This window comes from Pseudoalteromonas sp. DL2-H2.2, assembly GCF_021532535.1.
GTDB classification, from domain to species: Bacteria; Pseudomonadota; Gammaproteobacteria; order Enterobacterales; family Alteromonadaceae; genus Pseudoalteromonas; species Pseudoalteromonas rubra_A.
Map to the genome: position 1 here is coordinate 286,835 of NZ_JAKGBD010000004.1, position 12,991 is coordinate 299,825.

Here is a 12,991-nt window from a genome sequence, read left to right on the forward strand (position 1 = left end):
GAAACATTATGCCTGGTTTCACTAAATCGGCTGTACTCGGCAGTACCTTGTTATTACTGACGCCCTGCGTCTGGGCAGTAGGCGCGAATTGTAAAAAACCGACGTCTGAGCTGGATAAACTAATATGCAAGTCGGCAATGCTCAAAATAGAAAACAACGCGTTGCAAGTTGCTTATTACAACCAACGAGCATGGCTGTGTGAGTTAGCGAGTGAGTTACAGCATGACGATGACTGGGACTGTGTAGAAGCTAAAAAGACATTAGAGGTTGAGCAGCAGCTGTGGGATAAAGCTGTGCTGGCACAATGCAAGACGAACGACTGCTTTACCCGTGCCTATCAGGCTCGGGTCGCCCAGATCAACGGCCAGGACACTCCACTACCCAACTTCAGGCTGACGACCTACGGCTGGGGAGATAAAGAATGTCAGGCCTACCTCAAGGTGCTTAACCGCACACCCAGGGAAGATTTTCGAAGCTGTAAGCTTCCAGATTTGACCGGTTCTGGTTTTACGACACTGCCCTTTAAACCGGTTGAGGGAGAGCTGCTCAAGCAGCTGGATCAGCAAATAGCACTGATTTACCACAGGAAACAGAACAACTGGCAGGATCAATTGCAAAAATATCAAAGTGGGTATTTAAAGTTGGAGATTGCTGACGTTGATCTTAATAAAGATGGAAAGAACGAACGTATCGTTAAATATTCTTACCCTAACTACCATTGTGAAATGTGGGAATATGATGCAAGCCCGTTGGATAAAGCAGCTGAATGGGAACTTCTTCCTGATGAAGAAGTTTTAAATAAGACCAGGAGCAATGGTTACAATAATGCGTATTTTACACTGGGTGTGGATGGAGTTATTAGTTATTTTAACATTAAAGGTAGGAACGAAATTATTAGAATGAATAATGATTTCTATGCTGTTTCAAAAGGTTACTTTAGGAACAGTATTAACCCAGGCCCTGTAGGAAGTAAGCAAGACATTAAAGTTTCAAAGTTTGATTTCAGTAAATCACGTCTAGAACTGAGCTCATGGTGTGGTTTTTGGTATAACTATTAATGATGATTTTTAAAAAAGGAGTGTTTGTTTTGTCTAGTGAAGAGAGTGTATCTGATTTCATGTAAAAATGTGAAGGTGTGGAAAATATATCTATCTTGATCATAAGGGGATACCGACAATAGGCGTTGGGTATAATCTTAGGAATAGTGATGTTCTAAATTTGGTTCTCGATGCTCTTGGTTATAGAGAATCTGTTTTAAATGATAATTATAACAATCTTGAGCAAGACGTAAGAACTGTTTTTAATGGCTCAGAATGGAACAAAAGTACCCTCAGTGCTAACACCAAAAAAATCAACGATATTTTAAGAGAGTATAAGGATAAAATCACGAATCCGAAACTAAAAGCCAAAGCAAAGGATACCTTTAGTTTTAGTGAGTTTGGCGATGATACTGCAGCCAAAGAGGCCATGAAGTCCATTTTTAAACGGCTATACAGGTTTTTTTCATCAAGGGTTGATAATTTTTCTTGAAGTTATCGAGCCGGGAAACCAGTGAAATGTGTTATTTGAATGAACTTACATTTCAGTGATTTTTTAGAAGGTTTAATAGATTTTGGTAGCTAAGGAGCTACGCCACTTAAGTAAAGATTGTTAAAGTTTTTTAAAAGACTAATTTGGTTAAAAAATTTAAGGATAGCAATGAAAAAAGAATTACTCTTGAGCAGGCTCAGTCTGTGCTTGCTGATTATATCACCCTCAGTCTGGGCAGTAGGCGCGGATTGTAAAGAGCCGGCGTCTGAGCTGGATAAACGGGTGTGCCAGTCGGCATCTTTAAAGGCGGCCAATGAAGCACTGAATGTGGCGTTTCATAACCAGCGTGCCTGGTTATGTCAGGAGGCTGAGATTCTGCGTCGTGAAGATGATTGGGATTGTATGGCCGCTAAAGAAGACTTTTGGGCTGAGCAGCGGCAGTGGGATAAAGCTGTGCTGGCACAATGCAAGACAAACGACTGCTTTACCCAAGCCTATCAGGCTCGGGTCGCCCAGATCAATGGTCAGGACACGCCGCTGCCGAACTTCAGGCTGACGACCTACGGCTGGGGAGATAAAGAATGTCAGGCCTACCTCAAGGTGCTTAACCGCACACCCAGAGAAGAGTTCCGGGGTTGCAAACTCCCCGACCTGAGCGGTTCAGGATTCAAGACTCTACCCTTTAAAGCGGTTGAGGGAGAGCTGCTTAAGCAGCTGGATAAGCAAATAGCGCAGCGTAACCATAAAGAGCAAACCAACTGGCAGGAGCAACTGAAAAAATATCAAAGTGGTTATATAAAGATGGAAATGACTTATTTAGATCTTGATGGAGATGGAAATAAGGAAAGATTGGTAAGGTATTCCAGGCCTGATGTATTTTGCGAAGGACTTGGTTATGAAGAGGGTGTGGAAGATAAATTAAAAAGATGGCGTGAGCTAGGCCAGGATGGAGTTTTTAAGAAAGCTTTAGAGCACGGCTATCATAGGAATTATTATACTGTTGGTAATGACGGTAAGTTAAGGTCTATTGGAAAGCGAAGTAAGAACAGGCTGGTTGCTTTTGAAAACAAAGTCTTTAGTTTTACAAAAAATGGACTTGTAACTAAGCGGGATTATGAAACGTGGGGCGGGAAAACTTATGTTGAAATTGATTATGTTAAAGCAGGTGGTGATGGGTATGTAGAAGAAAATTGGTGTGGGTTCTGGTATAATTATTAATTTTAATTTTAAAAGGAGTTTTAGTTTTGTCTGATGAGATGAATGTATTTGACTTTATATCGAAGTATGAAGATGTTGAGAAAGATATCTATCTTGATTGCAAAGGAATACCAACAATTGGTGTTGGTTATAATCTGAAGAATAAAGAGGTGCTCTTACTAGTTATGGATAAACTGGGGTATAGCAAAGCTAATTTAGGAGAAGATAACTACGATTTATTTAAAGGTGAACTAAAGGAAGTCATTGAGAATACCGAATGGAACAAAAGTACCCTCAGTGCTAACACCAAAAAAGTCAACGATATTTTAAAGGAATACAAAGATAAGATTGCAGACCCTGAATTAAAAGCCAAAGCGAAGGATACCTTTGGTTTTAGTGATTTTGGCGTTTTATATTGGAAAGTCAAAAGCCAAAGAGGCCATTTTTGACACGGTTATGAAGATTTTTAACTTTTTATCAATGTATTGAGAAAGTTATCGAGCCGGGAAACCAGTGAAATGTGTTATTTGAATGAACTTACATTTCAGTGATTTTTTAGAAGGTTTAATAGATTTTGGTAGCTAAGGAGCTACGCCACTTAAGTAAAGATTGTTAAAGTTTTTTAAAAGACTAATTTGGTTAAAAAATTTAAGGATAGCAATGAAAAAAGAATTACTCTTGAGCAGGCTCAGTCTGTGCTTGCTGATTATATCACCCTCAGTCTGGGCAGTAGGCGCGGATTGTAAAGAGCCTGCGTCTGAGCTGGATAAACGGGTGTGCCAGTCGGCATCTTTAAAGGCGGCCAATGAAGCACTGAATGTGGCGTTTCATAACCAGCGTGCCTGGTTATGTCAGGAGGCTGAGATTCTGCGTCGTGAGGATGATTGGGATTGTATGGCCGCTAAAGAAGACTTTTGGGCTGAGCAGCGGCAGTGGGATAAAGCTGTGCTGGCACAATGCAAGACAAACGACTGCTTTACCCAAGCCTATCAGGCTCGGATAGCCCAGATCAATGGTCAGGACACGCCACTGCCGAACTTCAGGCTGACGACCTACGGCTGGGGAGATAAAGAATGTCAGGCTTACCTCAAGGTGCTTAACCGCACACCCAGGGAAGATTTTCGGGGCTGCAAACTTCCGGACTTATCCGGTTCGGGGTTTACAACGTTGCCGTTTAAACCGGTTACGGCGGAGTTGCTGAAAAAACTAGATCCTCAAATCGTAAAGAGCGTGCATTCAAAAGCATTTACTTGGAAGGAAAGGCTTAACAAATATCAAAATGGTCACATAAGGATGGAGGTGGCGAATATTGATATAAATAAAGAAGGAAAAAAAGAGAAGGTCATAAAATACTCTATGCCAAGTTATTTTTGTGATACATGGGATGATGGTATAGAAATGCAGGTTAAAGAAGCACAGTGGGAAGCGCTCACAGAACGTCAAGTTTTAGATAAAAGTATAGAGAATGGTTTTGTTAATTTTTACTATAAACTGGATGGGAATGGAAATCTCAAAGCGCTTAATGTTAAAGGGAGAAATGATGTTGTCAAATTCGGCAATGAGTTTTATGCCGTTTCAGAAAATAAGTTTTTAACCAACTTAGAACCGCGGAGATGGGGTGGGAAGCAAGAGGTTACAATTTTAAAGATTGAACTTGGTAATGTAAATACCACCTCAGAGAGGTGGTGTGGCTTTTGGTACAACTACTAGTTTTTATTTTAATTGCGAAAGGAGTGTGTTTTGACTAGTGAAAATAATATTTTTGATTTTGTATCAGAATATGAAGGTGTTGAAAAAGACATCTATTTTGATCATAAAGGGATACCGACAATTGGTGTTGGTTACAACCTTAGAAATGAAGATGTGCTTATACAAGTCCTGGATAAGCTCGGTTATAGTAATGATAATGTTGGGGCTAACTACAGCCTATTTAAAAGTGAAATTAAAAAGGTCATTGATAACGCAGAATGGAACAAAAGTACCCTCAGTGCTAACACCAAAAAAATCAACGATATTTTAAAGGAATACAAAGGTAAGATTGCAGACCCTGAACTAAAAGCCAAAGCAAAGGATACCTTTAGTTTTAGTGAGTTTGGTGTTTTATATTAGAGATTAGAAAGCCAAAGAGGCCATTTAGGTGTTTTTTGCAAGGTTATAAAGAGCTTTAAAATTTAATTGGTTTGTTGAGGTGTTTCAAGGAGGTTATCAAGCCGAGAGGCCAGTGAAATGTGTTGTCTGAATGAGCTAGCATTTCTGTGGTTTTTCAGAAGATTGAATAGATTTTGGTAGCTAAGGAGCTACGCCACTTAAATAAATATTGCTAAAGGTTTTTTAAAGACTAATTTGATTAAACTATTTAAGGATAGCAATGAACAAAGAGTTATTTTTGAGCAGGCTCAGCCTGTGCTTACTGATTATATCCCCTTCCGTTTGGGCGGTAGGCGCGGATTGTAAAGAGCCGGCGTCTGAGCTGGATAAACGGGTGTGCCAGTCGGCATCTTTAAAGGCGGCCAATGAAGCACTGAATGTGGCGTTTCATAACCAGCGTGCCTGGTTATGTCAGGAGGCTGAGATTCTGCGTCGTGAAGATGATTGGGATTGTATGGCTGCCAAAGAAGACTTTTGGGCTGAGCAGCGACAGTGGGATAAATCCGTGCTGGCACAATGCAAGACGAACGACTGCTTTACCCAAGCCTATCAGGCTCGTATAGCCCAGATCAACGGTCAGGACACGCCGCTGCCGAACTTCAGGCTGACGACCTACGGCTGGGGAGATAAAGAATGTCAGGCTTACCTCAAGGTGCTTAACCGCACGCCCAGAGAAGAGTTCCGGGGTTGCAAACTCCCCGACCTGAGCGGTTCAGGATTCAAGACTCTACCCTTTAAACCGGTTACGGGGGAGTTGCTTAAGCAGCTGGATAAGCAAATAGCGCAACGTAACTATAAAGAGCAAACCAACTGGCAGGCGCAGCTAAAAAAATATCAAAGTGGGTATTTAAAGCTGGAAATAGCCGAAGTTGATCTGGATAAAGATGGGAAGATGGAGAAGGTAGTTAAGTACTCGAGACCTAGCTTTCTTTGCGACCCGCTTGATGCCGACATGGAAATTCGCGAAAAGAAGGTATATTGGCAGGAGTTAAGTGACAAAGATATTGTGAGAAAAAATGAAAGAAATGGATATTTAGATATTTTTTATAACCTTGATTCGAAAGGTGTTTTGAAGCTTGCTGAATATTGGCAGGAGAATGCCTTGGTTCTATTTGAAGGTAAACTGCTTTCTTTTGAACGGAATAGTATGGTGACAAATAGAAATTATAAAAACTGGGGAGGGAAGGAGTATGTCGAAATGGATTACTTTAGATTTGAAAGTGGTAAGGGGGAAAAAGAAAGGTGGTGTGGTTTTTGGTATAATTACTAGTTTTTGTTTTGATTGCGAAAGGAGTGTGAGTTTTGTCTGGTGAAAATAATATTTTTGACTTTATATCAAAGCATGAGGGTATTAGGAAAGATATCTACTTTGATCATAAAGGGATACCGACGATTGGTATTGGTTATAATCTTGAAAATGATGATGTTTTAAAGTTGGTGGTGGATAAGCTGGGTTATAATGAAGCCAACTTGGATGCGACAAATTATGAAATGTTCTTCGAAGAAATAAAAGATATCTTTGTTCGTTCAGAATGGAACAAAAGTACCCTCAGTGCTAACACCAAAAAAATCAACGATATTTTAAAAGAGTATAAGGATAAAATCACGGATCCGGAACTAAAAGCCAAAGCAAAGGATACCTTTAGTTTTAGTGAGTTTGGTGATGATACTGCAGCCAAAGAGGCCATGAAGCCTATTTTCGACACGGCTATACAGGATTATGAAAGGCAAATTATTAACACCCTGGCGAGCCGCCAGAAAATAAGCCATGCAGAGGCTAAAGCCCACTGGGAAGGGCTGAGTGACTCGCAGCGTACTACCGTATTCTCTTTGGTCTTTAATGGCGGCACCAAGGCCATGCTAGGTAAAAAACTGTCGGCTGCGATTGTCAGCGGCGAGATTCATAATGCCTTTTTTGAAGTGCTGTTTGGCAGTAATAGATCCAAGGACTTCAACGATGATGGCAAGGTCGACGGCAGGCCATATGGTTTGCAGGAGCGCCGTTTTGCGGAAGCGTTCAAAGTGCTGGAATCAATGACACTGGCGCAAAAAAAACAATTATACGCTTTGCTTAGTGAACAAAAGGGCAAGATTAATGACTATCTCAATAATGTTGTCGATGTCAATAATAAGGGTGAGCACAGCCTGCTGGCGGACGAGCGTAAAAAAGCCATGTTCGCTAAATTTAATGGCCTTGTTGAGCAGCTTAAAACCGATCTGGATGCGGCCGAATTTCCGGTCGGTGGGTTTGAATGTAAAATCGGTACTGCCCTTCCAATAGAACCTTACCTTATTTATATGGGGCAGGATATTCACCCCAGTGATCAACTTTGGGTTAATACCGATGGCTCTATCACTAAAGGAGGATACAAAGACGCCTCTACCAATTTGCGTCCTCCCGGCGTTGAGCTGATAGAGACTCACACCGGTGAATTTGTGGACTATTCGACGTTGGTGCTGCGAGATGTGATCACCGGTAAGCTGATTCATCCGGATGGTACACCTTACGTTCCCTACCAGCCCGGTAAGGGTAGTGGTAATGGCAATGGAGATGATGACTCTGGAAATGTAATATCGCCATATCCAAGACGAAAACCAAAGCGCAAGCCTAAGCCGCCTCCCCCACCTCCGCCTGTGAACAAAGATCCGCTGGCACTGGATTTAGATGGGGATGGCATTGAAACCAAATCACTTGAAAATGGCGTGCACTTTGATTTAGACAATAGCGGTTTTGCGGAGAGGGTGAGTTGGCTGGCACCTGACGATGGCTTTTTGTTCTTAGATCGAAATCAGGATGGCATAGTCAACGGCGGCGGTGAACTGTTTGGTACAGAGACCCGACTGGCCGATGGTACACTTGCAAGAGATGGCTATGAGGCACTGGCGGAGTTTGATAGTAATGGTGATGACATCATTAATGCTGAGGACGAACGTTTTGCCGAGCTAAAAGTATGGCAGGATCTAAACAGTGATGGCGTCAGTGATGAAGGGGAGTTATTTAGTCTTGCTGAGCTGAATGTGACAGAGTTGTCATTACAGACTGCGCGCGGCAGCGGTGTGGACCCCAATGGAGTAGACCATCGTGGTGCTGGGTATTTTACTAAAGAGGATGGCAGCCAGGGATTAACGGAGAGCTTATGGTTTGAGCGAGATACGATTAATACCATTCCTATTGAAATTCACCAGAGTAAAGACAAGACAATCCCTGCTGAGATAATGGCGTTACCCGACGCTGACGGCTACGGCAATATGGCGTCGCTGCGATACGCCATGTTACTTGAAGAAGGCGATGAGTTAAAAAATATGGTGCGCGCCTTTGCACAAGAATCGGATCCGGTTGTGCAGCGTAACATGATGGCGAGCATAATTTGGCAGTGGACGGGTATTCCCGCCGACTCTCCAACACAAGGTATTAATTCTGGTTACGTGCAGTTTATCGAAAAGCTCTGGGGTGAAGAAATCACACTTTGGCGTCTGGGTTTTCTGGAGGGGGAAGGAAAAGCACTCTTTGACGAAACGCTGGAAGGTATTTACTTTCAGATGTTATCGACTTCTACGCTGGCACCATATCTTGGTTTTCTCGACGATGACACGGTGGAATTAGAAGCATCTGTGAGCCAGCTTATTACTGATATAGAAGATGGCAAAATACATGGCGACTATCTGTTCAGATATATCGATATACTGAATCATTATTCTGAGCCTGGTCACTCTATGCTGGTTGATATATATCACCTGGTTAAAGATGAACTACGTATTCTATTGCTTGATACGCAAAAGAGAGCAGAGTTGGAAAACAGTGACTTTGGTAAATTGCTGGCCATTACCGATAGCGTGATCAGTGAATCAGAAATGTTTCCTGAAGTTGCTCTGTTACAAGAAAATGGCAAGTCGGACTTAGAAGTCTTCGAGCATTTTTATCCTCGCATGCAGGCTGAGATTATCGCTGCTGTGCGTGACCCTGCCAAACGTGCAGCGTTAGCCGAATTGAGTTTTGTAAGGCGTACATCATCGCAAAGCATATTAAATGGAACCAGTAAAAAAGACTATCTGTCGGGCGGTCAAAACGATGATCGTATATATGGTGGTGCCGGAGAAGACCTTATCACAGGAGGTGCGGGGGATGACGGTCTGTTTGGCGGTGCCGATAATGATATCTTGTTCGGTGATATTGGTAATGACACGCTAAATGGAGGCTTTGGGGACGATGAGTTAAACGGCGAAGCAGGGGATGACTTGTTAAGGGGTTATAACGGTGAGGATATACTGCGTGGTGGCCAGGGCAACGATATTCTGACTGGGGGCGAAGGTAATGATGTGTACCTGTGGGATTTGGGAGATGGCAATGACATCATCATCAATGATAACTCGCAATATAAGTCAGATGCACACGACAAAATCGTGTTTGGTCCGGGTGTCACAAAAGAGCAGGTTCATATCTCACGTCAAAATAAGGATGTCGTACTGACAATCTCGCCCAGTGGCGAGACCATTACCATTCGCGACTACCTTACCAGTCAGTACCAGCAAATTGATGTATTTGAATTTCACGATGGCACTGAGATGACTGCTTCAGAGGTAAAGGAGCAGTTGTTAACGGTAAATGGCGACGCGCAGAACGATACGCTGGAAGGTAACTACAATGAGCATGACATACTGTATGGTCATGCAGGTGATGATCAGCTTAGTGGCAAGTCAGGGAATGACGATTTATACGGTGGCACTGGCCAGGATATTTTGCACGGTGATCATGGTCATGATGAGCTGTTTGGTGATGAAGGCAATGATACGCTCAACGGGGGCTCCGGCGATGATGCCTTGTTTGGGGGGGCCGGTGATGACAATCTGGAAGGTGGCAGCGGCGACGACTTTATCTCGGGTGGTACGGGTAACGATACATTAAAAGACACATTGGGTGATAATGTCTTCTACTTTGAGCAAGGGTGGGGGCAAGACAAGTTACTCGCACCATCAGAGAGCTTTGAGACCTACCTTGATGAGGATGGCAATCTCATCAATGCTGATTGGCGCTATGATCCACACAATGTCATTTCATTTGGCTACGGCATATTGTTCAGCGACATGGTGTTTAAGCGTGTTGATGACTCCTTGTTGATTGAACATGGTCAGGACTCATTGCTGGTCGAAAGTTTCTTTGCGTCTGAGACTGAATTCGGTGTTATGCGCATCACTGCACATATTGATGAATTTCATTTTGCCAATGGTGAAGTGATTACCTATCAACAGATCAAGGCCAACATATTAGCATCAACGGCATCTGATGATGTGATTGTCGGGTTTACTCAGCCGGACCAGATAGACGGCGGAGCAGGGGACGATACCATCCATGGTATGCAAGGCAATGACCACCTGACAGGTGGGCTTGGAAACGACCAAGTTGAGGGTGGCGAAGGCCACGATACGTTACACGGTGGAGAAGGTAATGACACGCTCAATGGAGGAGAGGGAGCTGACAGGCTGTTTGGCGGCTATGAAAACGATACGCTGGATGGTGGCAAGGATAATGACTATCTGGTGGGAGGAGAGGGCCGGGATAAGCTGATAGGCGGTTCCGGTAATGACCGGCTAAACGGTGGATATGACGACGACATTTTACAGGGCGGCTCAGGCGAAGATACTTACCTGTTTTCTAAATACTGGGGACAGGACGTTATTGAAGAGTCCGGTTCACAAAACGATCGCATTGTATTTGAAGATGGGATCACCCTGGCTGATGTGCGATTTGTCAGAGAACAAGATCACCTGACCATTATTGCGAAAGAAGATGGCAGCCAGATATTTCTGGATGGGTACTTCTGGGGAGATGGCAAAAGTTATAAAGCGATTGAAGTAATAGAGTTTTCTGACGGCCAAAAATTGACCTATGAAGATCTGTTCCAGTTGATGAATACGGCCACCGAAGGTGACGACCAGCTATATGGGAAATCTCAATCAGCCGTTGAGATCCATGGCCTGGGTGGCAATGACACCATTATTTCTCACGGTCAGGTTTACTCAAAATTATACGGTGGTGCAGGTAACGACCTCATTGAGGGAAATGGTTATCTGGATGGTGGTATCGGTAACGACGAACTGAGAGCTGGCTTTTTTGATGGTAATCACCTGGTAGGCGGAGAAGGTGATGATAAATTAATGGCTTACTTTCATGACTTTTATCGGGTATCAGGCACCTTTGAGGGTGGTAAAGGGAATGACGAAATCTTCGGTAGCCTGGGAAATGATACTTACATTTTCAACAAGGGCGACGGCCAGGACACCATTACTGAGTGGGACCCTCGCATGCCCAGCCCACAATCTGAAGCCTCGCATGATGTGATCCGCTTTGGTGAGGGGATCCGAAAAGAAGATCTTGTATTCCGTCAAGTGAACAAAGATCTGGTGATTGAAATCGCAGGTGAAGCCGACACTATAACCGTTAAAAACTGGTTTATGGGTTCAGAGCATTACAAAATCAACGCGTTACAGTTTGCAGATGGCACATTGCTTAGCAGTAGTGAGATAGAGCAAAATGTCGTTGTCGACCCGGGTACTGGAGATCCAACTGGTGGCGGTGACAGTAATGGCTCAGACAGCACAGCTTCAGTGGAAAACCTCGGTGGTACTTCGGATATCCTGACTGGCAGCAATGGCGATGATGTCTTGAGTGGCGGCGCAGGCTCGGATGATCTGGCAGGCGGTGCTGGTGATGACATCTTATTGGGTGGCCGTGATGATGACTATTACCTCTATGACAGCGGCAAAGATGTTATTCGTGACAGTCATGGTGTTGACAGTGTGATCTTCAGAAATGGCATTACGTTTTCGGATGTTGCGTCCGGTCTTTCCCGTTCCGGGGATGATCTTGTACTAAGAATTAACGGCAGTAATGAGAACACCCTGACAATAGAAGGCTTTTTTGCCAGTGGTCACAACATGGTCGAAATATTCCAGTTTGAAACCGGGGGCATGTTCAATGCGCAGCAAATTTATGGTGCCTTTGGTTTGCCATTACCGGACCCCGAAGCGCCTCCCGCCGCTATCAGTCACGGCACTGCGGGCAGCGACACACTAAACGGTACAGACAGCGATGAGACCATTGATGGATTGTCCGGCAATGACACGCTGTCGGGTGGCAAAGGCAATGATGTTTTGATAGGGGGTCGAGGCCATGACCGTTACTTATTCCGAGCTGGTGATGGTCATGATGTGATTGATAATACCCATGGTGGCGATGATGTGATCGAGCTACAGGGGGTTAGCTTTTCAGATGTAGCAAGCGGTCTGCAAAAATCGGGCGATAACCTGGTGCTGAATATCGGCTCTGGCGGTGACAAGCTAACGGTTAAGAATTGGTTCCTTGGCGGTGATTTTGTGGTAGAGCAAATTCAGCTTTCGGATGGTTCGAGTATTTCTGCGGATCAGATTTTCTCTGCATTTGGCATTGCAAACCCCAACAGGCAGCGCTCCGTTCAGTACGATAACTTGCCTGATGAAGCGCAATTTGAGTCACGCTTCGCAGGAGCGGCTAACAATGACACCTTATTGGGCAGCTCAAGTGCTGATATGATCGATGGTAAGCAAGGAGACGACTGGATCATGTCTGGTGGTGGAAATGACTACCTTATCGGCGGCGGTGGTGACGATACCTATGTGATCGGTGCTCAGGCAGGGCATGTAATGATCAACAACTTTGATGAGTCGGCATCCCGCTCAGAGACTTTGAAATTTGAATCAGCCCGCTCTAGAGACGTCCAGTTTAAACAATCGGATATGGATCTGATCATCGAGTTGTCTGCGACAAGCAGTGTGACTGTTCTTAACTATTTTGACGAAACGTCGCAGGACGCCTATCAACTGGAGCGCTTTCAGTTTGCCGACTCTGTGGTGCTAACCCCTCAGGATGTGGCAGGCAGGTTGTTTACAGTAAGTGAGCAAAGTGCAGTGCAAAGCAGTTTTGAGCGCTTAATGCAGGCAGCCTATGCTTCGGATATGTCTGATGATGGAGCAGAGCTTGGCAGCTCAGTGTTGTTAGACAAAGTCCTGGTTGCAAGTCAGCCTTAACCTTCTATTCGCCGCTGTAAGCAGCGGCGAATTTCCTCACCTTTTGTGGTTTAGT

At 44.0% G+C, this 12,991-nt stretch carries 8 protein-coding genes; all 8 read left to right on the top strand.

Going from position 1 to position 12,991, the window contains the following annotated elements; genetic code table 11:
• The first annotated feature begins 8 nt into the window (after positions 1-8).
• Positions 9-1,058, top strand: coding sequence for a hypothetical protein (locus L1285_RS09390; protein ID WP_235412122.1), 1,050 nt, complete (start codon positions 9-11; stop codon positions 1,056-1,058).
• A gap of 160 nt (positions 1,059-1,218) precedes the next feature.
• Positions 1,219-1,530 (top strand): hypothetical protein, encoded by a 312-nt coding sequence (locus tag L1285_RS09395; protein WP_235412123.1) that lies wholly within the window; start codon positions 1,219-1,221, stop codon positions 1,528-1,530.
• Positions 1,531-1,698: 168 nt separating this feature from the next.
• On the top strand, positions 1,699-2,748 hold the full coding sequence (locus tag L1285_RS09400; RefSeq protein WP_235412124.1) for a hypothetical protein: 1,050 nt from the start codon (positions 1,699-1,701) through the stop codon (positions 2,746-2,748).
• A 26-nt stretch (positions 2,749-2,774) separates the two neighbouring features.
• A complete protein-coding gene (locus L1285_RS09405; RefSeq protein ID WP_235412125.1) occupies positions 2,775-3,176 on the top strand; it encodes a hypothetical protein in 402 nt (133 codons plus the stop codon).
• Positions 3,177-3,387: 211 nt separating this feature from the next.
• Positions 3,388-4,437, top strand: a complete 1,050-nt coding sequence (locus L1285_RS09410; protein WP_235412126.1) for a hypothetical protein — start codon at positions 3,388-3,390, stop codon at positions 4,435-4,437.
• 30 nt (positions 4,438-4,467) lie between these two features.
• A complete protein-coding gene (locus tag L1285_RS09415; protein ID WP_235412127.1) occupies positions 4,468-4,836 on the top strand; it encodes a hypothetical protein in 369 nt (122 codons plus the stop codon).
• 259 nt (positions 4,837-5,095) lie between these two features.
• Positions 5,096-6,145, top strand: coding sequence for a hypothetical protein (locus L1285_RS09420; RefSeq protein WP_235412128.1), 1,050 nt, complete (start codon positions 5,096-5,098; stop codon positions 6,143-6,145).
• A gap of 32 nt (positions 6,146-6,177) precedes the next feature.
• The gene (locus tag L1285_RS09425; protein ID WP_235412129.1) at positions 6,178-12,936 is read left to right on the top strand and encodes a calcium-binding protein; all 6,759 of its coding nucleotides are present in this window, start codon (positions 6,178-6,180) and stop codon (positions 12,934-12,936) included.
• The last annotated feature ends 55 nt before the right edge of the window (positions 12,937-12,991 follow it).

Bases quoted from the DNA above. Each gene is read 5' to 3' on its own strand.
- L1285_RS09420 (WP_235412128.1), top strand. From the start codon at position 5,096: ATGAACAAAGAGTTATTTTTGAGCAGGCTCAGCCTGTGCTTACTGATT.
- L1285_RS09410 (WP_235412126.1), top strand. From the start codon at position 3,388: ATGAAAAAAGAATTACTCTTGAGCAGGCTCAGTCTGTGCTTGCTGATT.
- L1285_RS09400 (WP_235412124.1), top strand. From the start codon at position 1,699: ATGAAAAAAGAATTACTCTTGAGCAGGCTCAGTCTGTGCTTGCTGATT.
- L1285_RS09390 (WP_235412122.1), top strand. From the start codon at position 9: ATGCCTGGTTTCACTAAATCGGCTGTACTCGGCAGTACCTTGTTATTA.